General features: G+C 59.4%; 15 protein-coding genes. 5 read left to right on the top strand and 10 right to left on the bottom strand.

The features are described 5' to 3' along the window. Window position 1 precedes the first annotated feature (1 nt). The 4 genes from ptsP to treP all read right to left on the bottom strand — a co-directional run bounded on the left by ptsP (window position 2) and on the right by treP (window position 7,240). Window positions 2–2,533, bottom strand: coding sequence for a phosphoenolpyruvate--protein phosphotransferase (gene ptsP, locus P5706_RS05915; protein ID WP_285678758.1), 2,532 nt, complete (start codon window positions 2,531–2,533; stop codon window positions 2–4). A 203-nt stretch (window positions 2,534–2,736) separates the two neighbouring features. Further along, window positions 2,737–3,957, bottom strand: a complete 1,221-nt coding sequence (locus P5706_RS05910; RefSeq protein ID WP_285678757.1) for a maltoporin — start codon at window positions 3,955–3,957, stop codon at window positions 2,737–2,739. Window positions 3,958–4,031: 74 nt separating this feature from the next. Beyond that, window positions 4,032–5,678, bottom strand: a complete 1,647-nt coding sequence (gene treC, locus P5706_RS05905; RefSeq protein WP_285678756.1) for an alpha,alpha-phosphotrehalase — start codon at window positions 5,676–5,678, stop codon at window positions 4,032–4,034. A 119-nt stretch (window positions 5,679–5,797) separates the two neighbouring features. Beyond that, window positions 5,798–7,240: a PTS system trehalose-specific EIIBC component gene (gene treP, locus P5706_RS05900; protein WP_285678755.1), complete on the bottom strand. Its 1,443-nt coding sequence runs from the start codon at window positions 7,238–7,240 to the stop codon at window positions 5,798–5,800. A 252-nt stretch (window positions 7,241–7,492) separates the two neighbouring features. Between treP and treR the strand changes: the two genes are divergently transcribed. Continuing rightward, window positions 7,493–8,197: a trehalose operon repressor gene (treR, locus tag P5706_RS05895; RefSeq protein ID WP_200432849.1), complete on the top strand. Its 705-nt coding sequence runs from the start codon at window positions 7,493–7,495 to the stop codon at window positions 8,195–8,197. Window positions 8,198–8,250: 53 nt separating this feature from the next. Here treR and P5706_RS05890 read toward each other — a convergent pair whose 3' ends face one another. Beyond that, a complete protein-coding gene (locus tag P5706_RS05890) occupies window positions 8,251–8,976 on the bottom strand; it encodes a Fic/DOC family protein (protein WP_285678754.1) in 726 nt (241 codons plus the stop codon). Next, a complete protein-coding gene (locus P5706_RS05885; protein ID WP_285678752.1) occupies window positions 8,969–9,661 on the bottom strand; it encodes a hypothetical protein in 693 nt (230 codons plus the stop codon). The genes P5706_RS05890 and P5706_RS05885 overlap by 8 nt, the downstream gene beginning before the upstream one ends. A gap of 405 nt (window positions 9,662–10,066) precedes the next feature. Here P5706_RS05885 and P5706_RS05880 point away from each other — a divergent pair, with 405 nt between their 5' ends. Then, on the top strand, window positions 10,067–12,139 hold the full coding sequence (locus tag P5706_RS05880; protein ID WP_285678751.1) for a TerD family protein: 2,073 nt from the start codon (window positions 10,067–10,069) through the stop codon (window positions 12,137–12,139). 166 nt (window positions 12,140–12,305) lie between these two features. On the opposite strand, the gene guaA is transcribed toward P5706_RS05880, so the two are convergent. From guaA to P5706_RS05860, 4 genes are all read right to left on the bottom strand, one after another. After that, window positions 12,306–13,883 carry a glutamine-hydrolyzing GMP synthase gene (gene guaA / locus P5706_RS05875; protein ID WP_017134673.1) on the bottom strand — a complete coding sequence of 526 codons (1,578 nt, stop codon included), beginning with the start codon at window positions 13,881–13,883 and terminating at the stop codon, window positions 12,306–12,308. Between the two features lie 81 nt (window positions 13,884–13,964). Next, window positions 13,965–15,434 carry an IMP dehydrogenase gene (gene guaB / locus P5706_RS05870; RefSeq protein WP_016977684.1) on the bottom strand — a complete coding sequence of 490 codons (1,470 nt, stop codon included), beginning with the start codon at window positions 15,432–15,434 and terminating at the stop codon, window positions 13,965–13,967. 258 nt (window positions 15,435–15,692) lie between these two features. Continuing rightward, window positions 15,693–16,241 carry a hypothetical protein gene (locus P5706_RS05865; RefSeq protein ID WP_005791157.1) on the bottom strand — a complete coding sequence of 183 codons (549 nt, stop codon included), beginning with the start codon at window positions 16,239–16,241 and terminating at the stop codon, window positions 15,693–15,695. Between the two features lie 144 nt (window positions 16,242–16,385). Continuing rightward, window positions 16,386–17,153 carry a sulfite exporter TauE/SafE family protein gene (locus P5706_RS05860; RefSeq protein ID WP_285682651.1) on the bottom strand — a complete coding sequence of 256 codons (768 nt, stop codon included), beginning with the start codon at window positions 17,151–17,153 and terminating at the stop codon, window positions 16,386–16,388. Window positions 17,154–17,252: 99 nt separating this feature from the next. On the opposite strand from P5706_RS05860, the gene P5706_RS05855 reads away from it, so the two are divergent. From P5706_RS05855 to P5706_RS05845, 3 genes are read left to right on the top strand one after another with little or no spacing between them, the layout of a single operon-like run. Then, entirely contained in the window at window positions 17,253–18,143 is an 891-nt protein-coding gene (locus P5706_RS05855; protein ID WP_285678749.1) for a LysR family transcriptional regulator, read from the top strand. A 9-nt stretch (window positions 18,144–18,152) separates the two neighbouring features. Then, the gene (gene xseA / locus P5706_RS05850; protein ID WP_236370013.1) at window positions 18,153–19,532 is read left to right on the top strand and encodes an exodeoxyribonuclease VII large subunit; all 1,380 of its coding nucleotides are present in this window, start codon (window positions 18,153–18,155) and stop codon (window positions 19,530–19,532) included. Window positions 19,533–19,535: 3 nt separating this feature from the next. Then, a complete protein-coding gene (locus P5706_RS05845) occupies window positions 19,536–20,357 on the top strand; it encodes a peptidoglycan DD-metalloendopeptidase family protein (RefSeq protein ID WP_285678748.1) in 822 nt (273 codons plus the stop codon). Window positions 20,358–20,452: the final 95 nt, after the last annotated feature.

Genomic DNA, 20,452 nt, shown 5'->3' with positions numbered 1-20,452 from the left:
CTCAGTGCTCCACGACAGGTGAGGTTTCAACGGTAGCCGCGTGGTACAGGCGCAGGGCCTCGCGGACTTGGGCGGCTTCTTCCAGGCCGAGCACCTGGCGGGCGATGATCTGGCAGTCGGCCAGGTCGAGCTCGCGCACGGTGGCCTTGATGGTCGGGATCAGCGGTACGCTGACCGACAGTTCATCCACCCCCAGCCCGATCAACACCGGCACCGCCAGTGCTTCGGACGCCAAGGCGCCGCACACGCCGACCCACTTGCCATGGGCATGGGCGGCCTTGACGGTGGTGGCAATCAGGCGCAGCACCGACGGGTGAAAGCTGTCGGCCTGGCTGGCCAGTCGCGGGTGGTCGCGGTCCATGGCCAGGGTGTATTGGGTGAGGTCATTGGTGCCGATGGAGAAGAAATCCACGTGCGGCGCAAACACATCCGCCATCAAGGCCGCAGACGGCACCTCGATCATGATGCCCAGCTTTGGCAACTCGGTCAGGCCCAACGCCGTGGCTTCCTCCTCAAGGATCTTGCGCGCCAGGTGCAGCTCCGACAGCAGGCTGACCATCGGCAGCATGATATGCAACCGTGCAAAGTCGGCACTCGCCAGGATCGCGCGGAACTGCTCGCGCAGCAATTCAGGGCGCTCCAGGCACAGGCGAATACCACGCAAGCCGAGGAATGGGTTGGTCTCGCGCTCCATCGGCACATAGGCCAAGGGTTTGTCGCCGCCGACATCCAAGGTGCGCACCACCAGATTGCGGTCGGCGCCCAAGGCGCGGGCGATGGCACTGTAGGTGCCGGCTTGCTCCTCAGGGCTGGGCGCGCGATTGCGATCCAGGTAGAGAAACTCCGAACGTAACAAACCAACGCCTTCACCGCCCAAGGCCAGGGATTGCTCGACCTCCTGCAACGAGGCGACATTGGCCGTTATCTCGACGTGGTGACCATCGCGCGTGATGCCGGGCAAGGCGGCCTGCGCCACTTCACGCTCACGTCGCAGTATGTGTTGCTTGCGCGTAGCGGCCAGTTGCTCGACAGCGGCCAGGTCGGGCTCAAGGTGCAACTCGCCTTTGTCGGCATCGAGCAGCACCTGCTTGCCGTTGGCCAGCGCCAGCGCCTGTGACGGCACACCACACAGCGACGGCAAACCAAGGGCACGCGCCAGGATCGCCACATGGCTGGTGGCGCCACCGCCGACGGTGACGAACCCCAACACTTTGCGCGTATCGAGGCCGGCGGTTTGCGAGGGGGTCAGTTGTTCGGCAATCACGATCGCACGATCCGGCAACGCCCAGGCGCTGTCCTCAATACCAAGGATCAACTTCAGCACTCGCTGGCCAACATCGGCCAAATCCGCTGCGCGCTCAGCCAGCAACGCATTGCCCAGGCCGAGAAATAGCTTGGCGGTGGCGGCCGTGGCGCTGTTCCAGGCAAAGGCAGCGCTCTTGCCTTCGCTAAGCAGGCGATGGGCTTGCTCCAACAGGGTCGGGTCTTCAAGCAGCTCCTGATGGGCGCGGAAGATTTCCGCCTGGGCGCTGCCAACCGCTTTGTCCTGCAACACTTGCAGCGCTTCGGTGGCTACCAGTAAGGCGCGGGTCAGTGCAGCGTGTTCAACGGATTCACCCGCGCCTTTTTCCTCGATGTGCAGCTCAGGTTCCGCCACTTGGAACACCTGGCCAAACGCGGAGCCAGGCGAGGCACACACGCCGCGCAACAAGGTTGCCGACGACTCGGGGGCTGGTGTTTCAACCGGCGCCGCAGACGCTGCAACGGTCTCACCGCAACCTTGCGCCAGCAGGGTTACCAACGCCTTGATGGCGGCGTCGGCGTCCTCTCCCGCCGCACTCACTTGCAAGGTATCGCCCTGCACGGTTTGCAACGCCATGATCGCCACCAATGACTTGGCGTTGGCGCTCTGGGTTTGTTTGTGCAGGTAAATGCTGGCGTTAAAACCTTTGGCCGTCTGGGCCAGCACGGCGGCCGGACGGGCGTGCAAACCGTTGGCATTGGGCAACGTCAGTGGTTTGGAGAACAGTGCATCGCCCTCCTCCTCACCCACGGTTTCAGGGGCCTCTGCGGGTGACACCTGTATCAGCGGCTGGCCCACTTCCACCGCGCCACTGCCCGGTGTCAGCCACACAAACGGCTCGCCGCTGACCACCAGCATCAAGGTCAGCAAGCTGCGCGCATTGAGCGCCACGTAGTCGGCATCGAACTCGATCAACGGCTGCCCGACCTCGACTCGCTGGCCTTCCTCGACCAAGCGGGTGAAGCCTTTGCCTGCCAGCTGCACCGTGTCCAGGCCGATATGCATCAGCACCTGCACACCGTTGTCGCCGGTGACGCTGACCGCATGCCCGGTGTCCTGGATATTGCTGATCACCCCGGTCAACGGCGCGCACAGGGTCTGCGAGGTGGGATCGATGCACAGGCCGTCGCCGATCATGCGGCTGGCGAACACCGGGTCAGGCACCTGGTCCAGCGCCAGCAGGACCCCGGACAAGGGCGCCAGCAGTTCCAGGGGTTGAGTTGTGGTCATGACTTCACCTGCTGTTTTGTTCTGTAAAAATCATAGGGCGAACGACGGTCCAGTGTGGGAGCTGGCTTGCTGTGGCGAGGGAGCTTGCTCCCGTTGACTACACAGCAGTCTCCGGCTCTTGGGGGCGCTTCGCCCCCCAGCGCAAGCAAGCTTGCTCGCCACAAAAGCCCGCTCCCACATTTGGGTCGCGTACACCCAAAGGTTTATTTCCACCAGTATTCGACTTGCACACCCACATTCGAGCCATGCCGCGCCGTGCCGTAGGCGCCGGTGTCGGACAACGCCGAGCCCGCCGCCAGTTCATTCGCCGCACGCTTGGCCGCTTCGTTCCAGGTTGCATAGGTGTAGTACAACCGCACTTCCGGCCGCGCCCAGAAATCCGGACCGTTGGGCGACCAAGTCGGGGCGAAGGTAAATTTGCTCAGCTTGCGTGTACCACCGGCAGCCTCGACTTGATCATGCCCAAGCTCGGTGACCAGTTTGAACTGTTCGCTGATGGCATACGCCGGGCGTACACCGATGGACATCCAGGTCTGGTCCTGGCTGCCTGGGCGAATATCCTTTTGATACACCGCCTCGACCTGCCCGCCGAAACGCGGCGTTACCTGCCAGTCGAAAAACTCCACGGCGCGGTAGCTTTTGCTGCTCTTGTCCAAGGCGGTATCGCCGGTATAGCCCAAACCAGTGCCGGGGCCTTCACCGTACTGCAAGGCGAATTTGTTCTTGCCGCCAAGAAACGGTTTTTGCACGTGTTGCGCGGTGATCGCCCAACCGCTGTTGGCCTCACGACCGCCGGCTTTTTCGATGTAGCTCAAGCCAAATTCCAGCTCACCGCCGGGGTTGGTCTTGAAGCCTGCCACGTTGAAATCGTGACGGGTGGCGTATTCCTTCTGGTACAGGTTGTCCTTGCGCGACAGCGCGTAGCTGTATTTGAGGTCGCCGATTTTGACGTCCTCGACACCGCCGCCCGTGGCGCTCTGGTTCCAGTAGTAGAAGTCGGAGATATGGATGTCATTACGCTTGTAGTAACGGCGCCCCGCCCACACCGAGCCGCCATTGAGGCTGGGCAGGTTGGACCACTGCGCATACATCTGCGGCATGCGCGCCGAGCCGTTGTCTTCACCCTGGAACTTCAGGCCGCGGTCGTATTTGTTGTACAGCGATGCCATGGCATCGACGCTCAGTACCGAACCGTCGTCGAGGGTCAGCAGGTCCTGGCGCAACTCGAGTTCGGCGTACTGCTCGCATTCGTTACCCAGGCGGTATTTGGATTGCGCCCCCGGCAGTTGGAAACATTGCTGTTTGCCACTGCCTGTTGAAGTCCCCGCACCGCTGCGCAAGTAGCCGGCAAACTCCAGGGCCTGAACGGCAAAAGGTGCGGTAAGACATGAAGCAATGAGGCCCAGCTTTATTGTTATTTTCATGAAGCACTCCGGTATTTTTATTATGTTTTTGGATGAAGCGCCCCCGCACTCCCATACGGGGGTTGCAGCGGGTCTCAGTCCTTGAGGTGCAGCACAAACGACTCATACGGACGCAACAGCAGCGTGCTCGCACGCACAGGGCAGTCGGGGTAGTTGCTGATCAGCAGGCGTTGCTCGGTCGCCGCGCTGATGACGCCTTCGGGTAGTTGGATTTCGCAGGGCTTGCCATAGAAGTTGTTCAGCACCAGCAAGCGCTCGCCCTGGCCTTCGCGCAGGTACGCCCAGACTTGCAAGTGGTCTTGCAGCAGTTGGCGATAAACGCCGCTCTGGATCAGCGGTTCGTGGCGGCGCAGGGCGATCAGTGCGCGGTAGTGATGCAGCACCGAATCGGGATCATCCAGCTGGCTTTCGACGTTGATCTGCGCCGCGTTGGCGGGAATGCCGATCCACGGTTCGCCACTGGTGAAACCGGCATTGGCTTGGCTGTTCCATTGCATCGGCGTGCGGCTGTTGTCACGGGACTTCTGCATGATCGCCGCCATGCTCGACGCTTCGGACTCACCGCCATCACGCTTGAGGCGGAAGATGTTCAGGGTCTCGACATCGCGGTACTGCTCAATCTTGTTGAAGCCCGGGTTGGTCATGCCCAGCTCTTCGCCCTGGTACACATAAGGCGTGCCCTGGAGAAAGTGCAGCGCAGTGGCGAGCATCTTGGCCGAGACCACGCGGTACTCGCCGTCGTTACCAAACCGCGAGACCACGCGTGGCTGGTCATGGTTACACCAGAACAGCGCGTTCCAGCCGCCACCGGCCTGCATGCCCAGTTGCCAGTCGGAGAAAATCTGCTTGAGTTGCAGGAAGTCGAAGTCGGCCTTCACCCACTTTTGCAGGTTCGGGTAATCGACTTTCAGGTGATGAAAGTTGAAGGTCATCGACAGCTCTTTGGACGCCGGATTCGAATAACGAATGCAGTGTTCAAGGCTGGTGGACGACATCTCGCCGACATTGATCAGCTCGTGCCCTTCGAAGACTTCGCGGTGCATTTGCTGCAGGTATTCATGCACGTTCGGGCCGTCGGTATAGAAGCGCCGGCCGTCGCTGTGGTCTTCGGGGAAATCGGCGGGTTTGGAGATCAGGTTGATCACGTCAAGGCGGAAACCACCTACGCCTTTGTCACGCCAGAAGCGCATCAACTTGAACACCTCGGCGCGCACCTTGGGGTTGTCCCAATTGAGGTCAGCCTGGGTGTGGTCGAACAGGTGCAGGAAGTACTGGCCGGTTTGCGCCTCATACTCCCAGGCCGAACCGCCGAACTTGGATTCCCAGTTGTTCGGCTGGTCACGCCAGATGTAGAAGTCGCGGTAAGGGTTGTCGAGGCTGCTGCGCGCCTGCTGGAACCACTCATGCTCGATGGAGGTGTGGTTAACCACGATGTCGAGCATCAGCTTGATACCGCGCTTGGCCGCTTCGCTGATCAGCAGGTCGCAGTCGGCCATGGTCCCGTAGCTGGGGTCGATGGCGTAGTAGTCGCTGATGTCGTAGCCGTTGTCGCGTTGCGGCGAGCGCAGGAACGGGGTGATCCACAGGCAATCCACGCCCAGCCACTTGAGGTAATCGAGCTTGTCCACGATGCCCAGCAGGTCACCGGTGGCGTTACCCGCGTGGCTGTGGAAGCTTTTAGGGTAGATCTGGTAAATCACCGAGCGTTGCCAGTCTTGCATGGTGGGTTCCTTCAATTAAATTGTGTACTGGCCGTACGGGCCTCATCGCGGGCAAGCCCGGCTCCCACAGGGGAACGCATTTCAAGTGTGGGAGCTGGCTTGCCTGCGATAGCGATTGATCAGGCGACCCGGTATCCAGGCCGAACAATTTTCATGCTCAACGCACAGGTCAGAACAAACGGCACGACCATCGCAATCACCATCCCGATCACAAAACTTGGGATGAACTGCGGAATGATCGAGATAAAGCCAGGCAAGCCACCCACGCCGATGGCCGAGGCGATCACCTTGTTCATCGACAGGAAGATGCTGCCCAGCGCAGAGCCCAGCAGCGCGGCATAGAACGGAAACTTGAAGCGCAGGTTCACGCCGAACATCGCCGGTTCCGTAATGCCGAAGTAAGCGGAAATCGCCGAGGTCGAGGCCATGCTTTTGTCCCGCGCGTTGCGGGTCATGTAGAACACGCCAAGTGCGGCGCTGCCCTGGGCCAGGTTGGACATCACGATCATCGGCCAGATAAAGGTCCCGCCCTGGGTGCTGATCAACTGCAGGTCGACGGCGAGGAACATGTGGTGCATGCCGGTGATCACCAGCGGCGCATACAACAGGCCGAAAATCGCCCCGCCAAGCATCGGCGCCAGGTCAAACAGGGTGACCACGCCTTCGGTAATCAGGATGCCGAGGTGACGGGTCACCGGGCCGATGATGGCCAGCGCCAGCACGCCGGTGACGACGATGGTGGTGATCGGCACCACGAGCAGTTGGATGGCATTTGGCACGCGTGCCCGCAGCCATTTCTCGATCACGCTCATCACATAGGCCGCCATCAGGATCGGCAGAATCTGCCCCTGATAACCCACCTTCTCAATCTTGAACCAACCGAAAATATCGAAGTACGGCAGGCTCTGGCCATCGAGCCCGGCCACGGCCTTGCCGTAGTTCCAGGCGTTGAGCAGATCCGGGTGCACCAGCATCAGGCCGAGCACGATGCCGAGGATTTCACTGCCGCCAAAGCGCTTGGCCGCCGACCAGCCCACCAGCGCCGGCAGGAACACAAACGAGGTGTTGGCCATCAGGTTGATCAGGCTCCACAGGCCATCCAGGTTGGGATACGCCTCCAGCAGCGTCTGGCCCTCGATGAACATGCCCTTGGCGCCCATCAGGTTGTTCACGCCCATCAGCAGGCCGGCGATGATCAGCGCGGGCAGGATCGGCATGAATACATCGGAAAATACCCGCACCAGACGCTGCATGGCGTTGGTCTTGTCGGCGCCCTTCTGCTTGACGTCGGCGATGGTGGCTGCGGCGAGCCCCGTCTGCTCACGCAGGGCGGCATAGACCTTTTCCACTTCGCCGGGGCCGATCACCACTTGGAACAGGCCGCCGGTGAAGAACGAGCCCTTGACCAGATCGACCTGGTTCAACGCACTGCTGTTGACCAGGCTCGGGTCCTTGAGCGCCAGGCGCAAGCGGGTCACGCAGTGGGCGGCTTGCTCAAGGTTGTCGCTGCCCCCGAGGTTCTCGAGAATCTCGCGGGCAGTATTCGAATAGTCGTGGCTCATGCTTGGTTTCCACTTTGGTTTTTTTATTTGAGGGCAGTCATTGGCAGCACGCCGTGGGCAAAAGTACTCGTATGTACGAGTTAAATCAATAACTCGTCTGTACGAGTTACATAAAGTTTATTTTTCTGAATTTGAAGTCAGAGATTTCCCTAATTCCACGCAGGTCCAATGGACAAAGCCCACCTCTGCCACTAAGGTTCCTGCCTTGAACGCGCCGATCACCTTCATCAAGCCGGGCACAGAGCCATCCCCATGAGCAAATACAACCAGATCTATACGGATCTGCTTGCCAGCATCACTACCGAACGCCTGCAACGCGGTACGCGCCTTCCCTCCGAAACCGAATTGATGGACGCCTACCAGGCCAGCCGTGGCACGGTGCGCCGCGCCATCGAGCAGTTGCAGGAGCGTGGGTTTGCGCAAAAAATTCACGGCAAGGGCACATTTGTGTTGTCGCCCAACCCCATTGAGTTCCAACTGGGCGGCATCGTCAGCTTCCACGAAACCCACGCCGACCTGGGCGATGACGTAAGCACCGAGGTGGTCGATTTCAGCCAATTCCCACTGGAAGGCTCGCTGCTGCAGCACATCGAAGCCGAACCCGGCACGCTGATTACCCGCATCAAACGGGTACGGCGCATCGGCGGCAAACGGGTGATTCTCGACATCAACCACTTTGTGGCTGACCTGATCCCCGGCCTGGATCGCTCGATTGCCGAGCAGTCGATCTACGCGTTTATCGAACAGACCTTGCAACTGCAAATTGCCTACGCCCAACGCACCATCGAGGCGTTGCCGCGGGGCAAGGACGACCAGACACACCTCGACCTCGAAGGTCAGAGCCATGTGATCGTGGTGAGCAACCAGACGTTTTTGCAGGATGGGCGGCAGTTCGAGTACACCGAGTCGCGGCATACGTTGGATAAGTTTTACTTTTCGGATATTGCGCGGCGGTGAGATGCATACGCAGAGTGCTGGGGGATAAAAGGCCTGAGACTTGAAGCTGCCCTTTAATCGATGGTGTAACCTCGTCGCTGGTCGAAGTCCTGATATTTTTGGGAGATGGCAGGATCGTCGGAACGCCCCTCAACAGTGTCAGTCATCGCCAAGCCGTTGAGTCCCCTGACAGAATGAATAGCCGCTTCCCAGGCACCAGGTTCCAGCGGCGGCTCAATGAAACCTCTCAAGTAATCATCCAGGATGCCCTTGTCAGGAGTCTCGATCTCTTGACTCAGTGCAGAGAGATAGTCGGACTTATCAGTTCTGCTCCAGTTGATCGAAAACCCTGCGCGATGACAGAGGACTGAGTGAACCACCAGCATCGTTCGCCCGTTACCATCAAGGAACGGGTGGCCGTAAGCGAAAAAGCCCATCACCAAGCCAGGCGACTTTCTCAGCAAAACCTTACCCTGACCAAGGCGAAGTCCCTCTCCAACCGCTCTTTTGGCCTCGTGAGGCAGGCAAAAGCAGGTGCCCGCTTTTGAGATGGCCAAGTCAGGAGAGGTCGTCATCCTGTCGCTACCCGCCCAAGGGTAAAGGTCACCAAACAAAAGCCCGTGAACCTGAAGAAAATCGCGATACGTGATCGTTCTTTTATTAGCCAGGTAATCCATCGCATCTGCAAGGTTGGCGGTGAACAGATCATGCTCCAGTTGCTTGACAATATTGAGGTCCTTTTCACCTACAACATTCCTGAGGTAACCCCTCGTATCAAAATCCTTGAATGGATCAAACACGCTGCTTTTCCCTCAAGTAATTAGTCAGCAAATGAACCGCCTCAAGACCGGTCACTTTTTTCTCTTTCTTCAGCGCAATGACCAGGTTTTCGACGACATCGGTGCGGACATCGTCTCCGGCTAGCCGGGAAACACTTTCCGCCCACTCGTCCGCGTAAGTTCTGACATAAGCCACCTGACACGCATCCGCCAGGTCCATTACATATCGCCGCAAGCCAGACGTTGGAATGATCAACGCGCCCGTTTTCGGGTGGCGCCTAAAGGAGTTTTTTACCTTCCTGGGAGGTACAACTTCATTGACGTAAACCACCGAACGACCGCCCAGTGACAGCTTGCGACGAATTCGGCGGCGGCCTTTTACGCAGATTTTTGCGTCTTTTGACACAATCGAATGCCCGGCTCCGGACTTGGCAATCTGCACCGAAGCGCTGACGCCCAGTCGCTGAAACACCTCAACGGCCAGAGCTTCAAGATCAGCGGCGGGGGTGACAACGCCTGTATGCGGGTTACGAGAAGCCTTTGCGTATATACCGATTCCCATTCGGACGATCACGCCCTTGCGCATAAGCTCATCGAGCGCAACAGAAACCTGCGAATGCCCCCCCAGCGCCGCAACGTCAATGCGCAGGACTACGTTTCCCTGCATGCCACGGATTGCGGCCTGCATACGTTTTTCCAGCTTCATGTACAGGCCTCCGGCATCAACTCGCTCAAGTAATTTTAAAAGGTGCACTGCTACTCAAATCGATTATGGGCAAGAGCAGATTATTCTCCAACCCCTCCTTCTACTAAACGAAAAAATACAACTTCCCGGCGTAGGGCTGCTTTTTTGTTATCCGGCACTCATCTGCTACATCTCCCCTATTATTCTGGCGAAGCAGCTTGTAACGGTTGAGACACACAACGACCTGACAAACAGCTGCAGCCTGACGTAGGATCCCTTCGTGGCTATGGAACACCTTCCTTCTAACCTCCTATGACCTAGGGGTTTCGCTCTCCACACTGCGCCTGCTTCCTGCAGGCGTTTTTACATCAGTTGTAGAACGACGCAGCAGCTCATCCACGTCGGTGGCCTAAGGAGAATTCAAGTATGAATCAGGACCTGTTCCTACGCCGCCGTAGCAAAGTTTACATCCCGATAGGCACTGGCGGTGCCACACGCGCTCAGGTCGCGTCGGCTGTTCGGGAAGTCGCGGCGTTTCGATGCGTGCTGTCAGAGCCTCTGATTGAACAAATTGGCACGTTGTCAGCGACAGAGCTCAAGCGATGGCTGCGCGAAATTATCGGAGTTCTGCGACGGGCAACTGGCGCTCATGTACACCACAGGCCGTTTTACCCGGACTTTCCAGAGCAGGTTATGACAGCCTCAGAGGCACAGTTGTACCTTAACGCCGTCATACACTACCTCACGCTTTGGCGTTTACCCCCGACTGAACATGCTCGACCTGCAATGCTTGAAGGCAATTTCATATCCCGTGTAATCGAACCGGGAAGCATCTCTGAATTTGAGTCACTGCTCGAACCGCTGGTTTCTTCGCGCACCTCGCTTTCCGAAGAGGAAACTGCCGATGTCCTCTGGTTTATCCGAAAGTACAAAAGCGATACGTTCCGTCTGCTGCCTGAGGCCATTCCGTTCCGGGAGATCCGTGCACAGGTTGGCAGCGCACTAATCCTGCATGTAGCCGGCGACGCACGAGTGGATGCATTCCTGGAGCGAAACGTCGAAACGGCGACCGACGTGCTAAGACTCGCGGTTGCGCTGAATAGAGGAGACGTGTCACTGACGACAGCTTTGACACGCTTCAAAGCGATGAAGCGCTCGATCCGCCGCGTGCTATTGCGCCTCCTCAACCGCATACCCAACGCAGCAGAAGACGTGATGCGCCACGCTGAGCGATGGAAACGCCTTGCCGAAGTACTGCATCCGGGCGACTACGCCGATAAGTACCCAAGAGCGCTAGCCGCCATCACCGCAGCTCGCCGCAACGATGCGCCAGAGTCATTTGGATCACGTGTCGAAACATTGCTTGCACAGCGTCATATCGCCACGCTTACCCCCCTATTACAGAGCCGTCCTGGCGAGTTCGCACGACGGCTGGACGCGACACTGCGGCGCGCGGCAGAAACAGAGTCGGTTCTCGACGCGTTCGAGGCAGTTGCAACACAGGTGTCCTCTCCCCTCCTGCTGCAGTTGTTGGCCCAGGTACGTGCACCACGCCCCCTCCCCCTGCGAGCCTTCACGCCGAAAGGTTCGTTCGCCAAGGTTTATGGCATCAAGGATCGACGCGGATTTCTCACCCCCGACGTGCTGGAACGTACCGCCAGAATCTGCGAGGACGCCCTCGTAAAGCGCTTTGCATCGCTGCCGCCACTAGGCCGCTGCTTTATCGATCCAGCATTACGCGAATACAGGGTGCCGTTGGCGCAGCGTGCTTCTTCGAAGTCGCTACGTACGCTGGTACGGGGCAGTCGGTTGCCTATGCCTGACACTCGTTTCATTCGCCTGTTCCTGTGGTGGAAGAACGGCCTTGGACGCACGGACATCGACTTGTCCGCTGCTTTTTTCGACGCCAAATTCGTGTTCATGGAAACGGTCGCGTATTACAACTTGAGGGGGTACGGCGGCTATCACAGCGGTGACATCGTCGATGCACCCGATGGGGCTTCGGAGTTTATCGACCTCGACCTTGATGCTCTTGTCGAGAAGGGTATCCGGTATGTCGTTACGTCTATCAACTCATACACCGAGCAGCCGTACTGCGATCTTCCAGAATGCTTCGCTGGCTGGATGGCTCGCGCAGACACGGCTTCGGGTGAAGTCTTCGAGCCGCGCTCTGTATTCGACCGTATCGATATCGCGTCAAACACAAGGATCTGTCTGCCGTTTGTGATGGACTTGCAGGAACGGCGCATGATTTGGGCCGATTTGGGACTCACATCCTCTCCCTGGTGGAATAACGTCGAGAACAACCTCAGTGGAGTTTCGTTGATGCTACGGGCTCTGGTACATACACCCAGGCCGGATATGGAAACCCTGTTCGATTTACACGTTCGAGCACGGGGGGAACGCGTAACGTCACCGCAGAAGGCACAATCGGTGTTTGCACCGGACCAAGGGATAACACCGTTCGATACGGATTTGATTCGATCACAGTTTCTATAACCCCTGTGCCAGCCTTTTCCGCTCACCGAAACGAGAGGTCTTGCTTCGAAGCTTTCGGCCCAAAAAACAAAAATGCCAGTCAGCTTAACTGACTGGCATTGGCAACCCCCCTTACTGCGCTAGTACGAATCTAGCGCTGCACTCTGGTCAGTGCCCGAGTGCCCTATTACTCCCACTCAATGGTCGCCGGCGGCTTGCTCGACACGTCATACGTCACGCGCGAAATACCTTCGATTTCATTGATGATACGGCCGCTGACAGTCTCCAGCAGCTCGTACGGCAGGTGTGCCCAACGCGCGGTCATGAAGTCGATGGTCTCGACGGCACGCAGCGCAACAACCCAGGCGTAACGACGGCCATCACCGACAACACCCACAGACTTGACCGGCTGGAACACCACGAAGGCCTGGCTGACTTTGTGGTACCAGTCGGCTTTGCGCAGTTCTTCGATGAAGATGTGGTCGGCGCGACGCAGCAGGTCGGCGTATTCCTTCTTCACTTCACCCAGGATCCGCACGCCCAGGCCAGGGCCTGGGAATGGGTGGCGGTAGACCATGTCGTACGGCAGGCCGAGTTCCAGGCCCAGACGGCGGACTTCGTCCTTGAACAGTTCGCGCAGCGGTTCTACCAGCTTGAGGTTCATCTCTTCCGGCAAGCCACCCACGTTGTGGTGGGACTTGATCACGTGGGCCTTGCCGCTTTTGGCGCCGGCCGACTCGATCACGTCAGGGTAGATGGTGCCTTGGGCGAGGTACTTGATGTTGTCCAGTTTGTTGGACTGGGCATCGAATACGTCGATGAAGGTACGACCGATGATCTTGCGCTTTTTCTCTGGGTCGCTTTCGCCCGCCAGGTTGTTGAGGAACTGGTCCTCGGCGTTGGCGCGAATCACCTTGACGCCCATGTTCTCGGCGAACATGGCCATCACTTGCTCGCCTTCGTGCAGGCGCAGCAGGCCGTTGTCGACGAACACGCAGGTCAGCTGGTCGCCGATGGCTTTGTGCAGCAGCGCGGCAACCACGGAGGAGTCAACGCCGCCGGACAGGCCGAGCAGTACGTTGTCGGTGCCGACCTGGGCACGCACGTTGGCGATGGCGTCTTCAGCGATTTTCGACGGAGTCCACAGGGCTTCGCACTGGCAGATGTCGAGAATGAAGCGCGACAGGATGCGCCCGCCTTGCTTGGTGTGGGTCACTTCCGGGTGGAACTGCACGCCGTAGTAGCCGCGCTCGTCGTTGAACATGCCGGCGATCGGGCAGCTTGGAGTGCTGGCCAGGATGTGGAAGTCTTCCGGCATCTTGGTGACCTTGTCACCGTGGCTCATCCACACGTCGAGGCCGAACAGGCCGTCGGCGTCGATGTGGTCTTCGATGCCGTCCAGCAGGCGGCTCTTGCCGACCACGTCGACACGGGCATAACCGAATTCACGCAGTTCGGAACCTTCAACCTTGCCGCCCAGTTGCTCGGCCATGGTCTGCATGCCGTAGCAGATACCGAAGACGGGCACGCCCAGGTCGAATACGGCTTGTGGGCAACGCGGGCTGTTGGCTTCGTGCACGGACTCGGGGCCACCGGCAAGGATGACGCCTTTAGGTGCGAATTCGCGGATCGCTTCGTCGTCCATGTCGAACGGATGCAGTTCGCAGTACACGCCGATTTCACGCACGCGGCGGGCGATCAGCTGGGTGTACTGGGAACCGAAGTCGAGGATCAGGATGCGGTGGGCGTGAATGTCGAGGGCCATGAAGTCAGTCTCGTCTAATGAATCAGAAACAACTCGGGGCTGAAAGAACAGCCCCGGTTACTTAACGTTTTGCTGGAAGCCTCAACCTACGCGGTAGTTCGGCGCTTCCTTGGTGATCTGCACGTCGTGGACATGGGATTCAGCCATGCCGGCGCCGGTGATCCGCACGAACTCTGGCTTGGTGCGCATCTCTTCGATGTCGGCGCTGCCGGTGTAGCCCATCGAGGAACGCAGGCCGCCCATCAGTTGATGGATGATCGCGCTCAGGGTGCCTTTGTACGGCACACGGCCTTCGATGCCTTCCGGTACAAGCTTCTCGGCGCCTGCCGAGGAGTCCTGGAAGTAACGGTCGGAAGAGCCCTGCGCCTGGGACATGGCGCCCAGCGAACCCATGCCGCGGTAAGCCTTGTACGAACGGCCCTGGAACAGTTCGATCTCGCCCGGCGCTTCTTCGGTACCGGCAAACATCGAGCCCATCATCACGCAGGAAGCACCGGCAACGATGGCCTTGGACAGGTCACCGGAGAAACGGATGCCGCCGTCGGCGATCAACGGAACGCCAGTGCCTTCAAGGGCAGCAGCAACGTTGGCGATGGCGCTGATTTGCGGCACGCCTACACCGGCGACGATACGCGTGGTGCAGATGGAACCAGGGCCGATACCGACCTTGACCGCATCGGCGCCAGCTTCGGCCAGGGCCTTGGCGGCAGCGCCAGTGGCGATGTTGCCGCCGATCACTTGTACGTCAGGGAAATTCTGTTTGACCCAGCGCACGCGGTCGATCACGCCTTTGGAGTGACCGTGGGCCGTGTCGACCACCACCACGTCAACACCGGCAGCTACCAGGGCCGAAACGCGGTCACCGGTGTCTTTACCGGTGCCGACCGCAGCGCCGACGCGCAGACGACCTTGATCGTCCTTGCTGGCCAGCGGGTATGCCTTGGCTTTTTCGATGTCGTTGACGGTCATCATGCCTTTGAGGGCGAATTTGTCGTCGACGATCAACACGCGCTCGATGCGGTGCTTGTGCAGCAGTTCGCGCACGTCGTTCTTGTCGGCGCCTTCCTTGACCGTGACGAGGCGCTCTTTAGGCGTCATCACTTCACGGACGGTGACTTCAAGACGGTTCTCGAAACGCACGTCACGGGAAGTGACGATGCCGACCAGGTCGCCATCGTGCAGTACCGGAACGCCGGAGATGTTGTGCAGGCGGGTCAGGTCGAACAGATCACGCACGGTGGCGTCGGCTTCGATGGTGATTGGATCTTTCACCACACCGGCTTCGTAACGCTTGACCTTGCGCACTTCGGCAGCTTGCTGCTCGATGGTCATGTTCTTGTGGATGATGCCAATGCCGCCTTCCTGAGCCATGGCAATTGCCAAACGGGCTTCAGTGACGGTGTCCATGGCAGCGGAAACCAGAGGAATATTCAGCTCGATGCCACGGGTTAGGCGGGTCTTGAGACTGACTTCGTTAGGAAGCACCTCGGAATAACCGGGCACTAGGAGAATGTCGTCGAATGTCAGAGCTTCTTGGCTGATACGCAGCATCGCGGGGGCTCCCGAGCGGGAAAATGGAAGCGCGCCATTATATACATGCACCCTGTCGGGCTCAATGTAAAACTCTGACAAACTTGGTAATACTGATAGATGGATAAAACTCACGGCTTGATCGTTCCTACGCTCCGCGTGAGAATGCCTCGTTGGACGCTCCGCGTCCGGGGTCAGCGCAAGGCTTCAACCATTGCGCAATGGTGGCGCGGAGCGTCACGGGATGCATTCCCACGCGGGAGCGTGGGAACGATCGGATTAAAGCTCGACTTTGACCCAACTCATCTTCTGGTCCAGCCAGTCGGCAAATTCGTCGATAAAGCTCTGCTTGAACCCTGCCTCCGCCCAGTTATTGAAGATAAACCCCAGGTTGGAAAACCCGCATTCCTGCAGGAATAGAAACCCATTGATGTCATCTTCATGCCCACACAACGGGCAAGTGAAGTTGTCGGTGTGGCCGGGCATCCAGTCTTCGAGGCTTTCGAACAGTGCTTCGCCGACTTCTTTGAGGCATTCCGGGCAGCCGGCTTCTTCGAGAAAGCCCTTGGCGGGTGTGTAGATGCAGCGCTTGTAGATGATTTCCAGGCCATTGACCGGCTCATTGAACGGCAGCGCTTCGGGGTGCAGCACCACAGCGCGGGCGCCGTCAGCCAGGGCGTAGCCCATGCGGTTGCCGGTGCGCCCGCAGGTGGTCAGCTCTTCCTTGATGATGTTCTTGCGCACCAGCCAACGCACGATGGCCCGAGCGCGGGGTTCGTGGACGGGCAAGGTGGAGATTTTGGGGACAAGGATGCTTTGGGAGTTCATGGTGCTTGGGAGCCCTGCGGTGTGGCGACTGCCGCCATCGCGGGCAAGCCCGGCTCCCACATTTGGAATGCATTCACCTGTGGGAGCTCGCTTGCCTGCGATGAGGCCTTGAAGCCTGGCAGCTTAATCCCTGCCCCACACAGGTCAAGTACTCAAATACCGCCCAATCAATGCAATACCACTGGCCAGCACCAACCACGTCACCAAGCGCACAAAGGCTTCGCGGGACATGCGCAGCGTCAACCTGCGCCCACACCACAGCCCCAGGGCCATTGCCGGCAACAGGCACAGTGCCAACAACAGTAACGGCAAGTCCGCATACACCCCGGCGAACAGAAACAGGCTCAGGCGCACCACCGTACTGCAACTGATCAACGCACTTTGCGTGGCCCGCGCCGCGTCCTTGGGCAAACGGCTGTTGAGGTAGATCGCGTACAAAAAGCCGCCACTGCCGAACAAAGCGCCGAACAGCCCGCCGACGGTGCCCATGGGAATCGACCAACTTTTGGAAAGTTGAGCGGGACGCGCCTTCACCGACAAGCTGTAGATCGCATAGGCGCTGATAAACACCCCCATCAGCAGCAGCAACAGATCCGAATGCAGGTTGAGCAGAAAGATCACGCCTAGCGTGCAACCGATGGCCATGCACGGCAGCAACCGCAGCAGCTCGGGCTTGTTCACCTCTCGCCGCGATTGCAGCAGATTGCCAAAGGCCGCGACAAAATCCAGCAGCACCAGCAGCGGGATAATCTTCGACAGCGGCATAAACACAATCAGGATCGGCCCCGCCACCAACGCCGTGCCAAAACCTGCGATGCCGAAGACGATGTAGGCCAGCACCACACCCAGGCCGATGACCAGCCAATCGACACCACTGAACGACCACTGGCTCATCAGCTCAACCGGGCTCATGTCGTATTCCTTGAAAGAGATAGTCATCACTTTAGCCATCGCCGAGCGTTGCGACTAATATCTTCAAAGCCCTCTACTCATCTCGAAAAGGCATGACGCGTGATATCCACTCGCCAACTGCGCTACTTCGTCGAAATTGCCGACAGCGGCAGCTTCAGCGCCGCCGCCGAGCGTTTGTTCGTGGCGCAATCGGCCCTGAGCCGACAGATCAAGGAGCTGGAAACCCAGCTGCAAACCCCTCTGTTTGAACGCACCGCGCGCCAACCCCGGCTGACGGCGGCGGGCGAAGCCTTTTACCCAAGGGCGCGCAACCTGCTGAACGAGCTGCTCAAGGCCAGCGAGATGGCCACCCAGGTTGGCAAGGGCCAGCTTGGCACCCTGCGCCTGAGCCATTCGAGCACCGTGCCGATGAGCGGGCCATTGCTGCACGGCATCAGTACCTGGCTGCAGCGTTGCCCCGGCGTGACGATGGATATCGTCAAGCTGTCTTCCGAAGCGCAGCTTGAAGAAATTGCCGACGGACGCCTGGACGTAGGCCTTTTACGTTTGCCGGTGCTGCGCCAGCGTGAAGGCGTGCGCGTGGTGCCTTTATATAGCGAACAACTGGTGTTGGCGGTGCCGCCCAATCACCCTCTGGCACGCAGTGATACAGCCGTCGAGCTGGCACAGCTCAAGGACGAAGCGTTTATTTCAATCCCTCATCCCCAGCGGGGTGGCCTGAGTTATCTGTCAGCTGAACTGTGCATGCGCGCCGGATTTTTCCCCAAGGCCGCGCGGGTGATGTCGCGCAAAACCACGCAGTTGCAACTGATTCAGGCCGGCTTCGGAATTGCCTTGTTACCAAAATCCATGCAAGAAATTGCCCCCGCCAACCTGCACTTTTTGTCCCTGGCGGACCCGGACTGCTTGAGTACCGTGGCCCTTGCCTGCGCGCAGGCGCCGAGCGCACTGGTGGAGCAATTCTGCCAAACCTTACGCGAATGCCTATAAACTGCCGCCATGATTAAAGATCCTTTTGCCCGTTTGGGCCTGGACCGCGAAGTCCTGACTGTCAGCCAGCTCAACGGCCGCGCGCGGGTGTTGCTGGAAGACGTGTTCACCAATATCTGGGTCGAAGGCGAGATCTCCAACCTTGCCCGCCCGGCTTCCGGCCATGTGTATTTCACCCTCAAGGACAGCGGCGCCCAAGTGCGTTGCGCGCTGTTTCGCAACAATGCCGCACGTGTACGCCAGGCGTTGAAGGACGGCTTGGCGGTGAAGGTGCGCGGCAAGGTCTCGCTGTTCGAAGGCCGTGGCGACTACCAGTTGATCCTCGATACCGTGGAGCCTGCTGGCGATGGCGCGCTGCGTTTGGCCTTTGACGCGTTGAAGGAAAAGCTCAGCGCCGAAGGCCTGTTCAGTGCCGAGCGCAAGGTGCCGCTGCCGGCGCACCCAAGGCGCATTGGGATTATCAGCTCGCCGACGGGCGCAGTGATTCGCGACATCATCAGCGTGTTCCGCCGTCGTGCACCGAACGTTGAACTGACACTGATTCCCACCGCCGTACAAGGCCGCGAAGCCATTCCACAAATTGTGCGCGCACTGAAACTGGCCGACGCGCGTGGCTTCGATGCGTTGATCCTGGCCCGTGGCGGCGGTTCGCTGGAAGACCTCTGGTGCTTCAACGAAGAAGCCGTAGCCCGTGCGGTAGATGCTTGCGTAACACCCATCGTCAGCGCCGTCGGCCATGAAACCGACGTGTCGATCTGCGACTTTGTGGCGGACGTACGCGCGCCTACGCCCTCCGCCGCCGCTGAATTGCTCGCGCCGGACGCCAGCCACCTGGTGCGCCAGGTCGAAAACCTGCACCGCCGCCTGGTGATGCTGATGCGCAACCGCCTGAGCCACGACCGCCTGCGCCTTGAGGGCATGGCCCGCCGCCTGCGCCACCCTGGCGAACGTCTGCGCCAGCAAGCTCAACGCCTGGATGACCTGGACATGCGCCTGCGTCGCGCTTTCGAGCGCAGCCTTAACACCCGTCGCGAACGCTTGATCCGCCTGGAAACCCGCCTCGCCGGCCAACACCCCGGCCGCCAGTTGGCCTTGTTGCGCCAACGCCTGAATAGCCTTGCCGAACGCCTGCCCCGCGCCATGCGCGAAGGCCTCAAGGCGCGCCGCCTACAGTTGCAAAGCCAGGTGCAGACGCTGCAGGTGGTCAGCCCGCTTGCGACCCTGGGCCGTGGCTACAGCATCCTGCTGGACGAGCGTGGCCAGGCGATCCGCAACGCCGCGCAAACCCACACCGGCCAGCGCCTGACCGCACGCCTGGGTGAGGGTCAATTGCAGGTACGGGTGGAAGACAACCACCTCACGCCCGTCACCCTTTCGCTACTGGATTGATTGATGCCACGTTTATTTAGCTTGCTGATGCTGTTGTGCCTGTCCATTAACGCGCAGGCCGACAGCTATATCACCCGGATGCTGAACAAACCGGTGCCGGGTGGCGTTGCGGTGGTTGACCTGGGCGCCTCGCCTGCTGCCCCGAAAGCCACCTACCAGGGCAAACCGGTATTGGTGGTGAAGGAACAGGACACTTGGCTGGCGATTGTCGGCATTCCATTGACCGTCAAACCGGGCAACGAACGCATCAGCAGTGGCGGCCAAACCTTGCCGTTTGTCGTCGGCTACAAGAAGTACCCCGAACAACGCATCACCCTGAAGAACAAACGCCAAGTCAACCCGAACCCTGCGGACGTCAAACGCATCGAAAGCGAGATCCCCTTACAACTGGGCGCCTATCGCATCTTCAGCCCCAACACACCGAGCAACCTGCTGCTGGACAAACCCGTCAATGGCCCGCTCTCCAGCAAGTTCGGCGTACGCCGTTTTTTCAATGGAGAAGAACGCAACCCCCACGCTGGGCTTGATTTCGCAGTACCCACCGGCACACCGATCAAGTCGCCGGCTGCCGGCAAAGTCATTCTCACCGGCAACTACTTCTTCAATGGCAATACCGTATTCGTTGATCACGGCCAGGGCTTTATCAGCATGTTCTGCCATTTGTCGAAGATCGATGTGAAGACCGGCCAAGCGCTGGCACGCGGTGACGTGGTCGGCAAGGTTGGCTCAACCGGGCGAGCGACCGGGCCTCACCTGCACTGGAACATCAGCCTCAACGAAGCACGGGTCGACCCGGCGATCTTTATCGGTGCGTTCCAGCCCTGATATTAATATTGAATCTACTGGCCTCATCGCGGGCAAGCCCGGTTCCCACAGGTAAACGAGAATCCCTGTGGGAGCCGGGCTTGCCCGCGATGGCG

It is taken from the genome of Pseudomonas sp. ChxA (assembly GCF_030263855.1).
Classification (GTDB): domain Bacteria; phylum Pseudomonadota; class Gammaproteobacteria; order Pseudomonadales; family Pseudomonadaceae; genus Aquipseudomonas; species Aquipseudomonas fluorescens_CB.
This window is presented reverse-complemented; position numbering and strand designations above follow the sequence as displayed.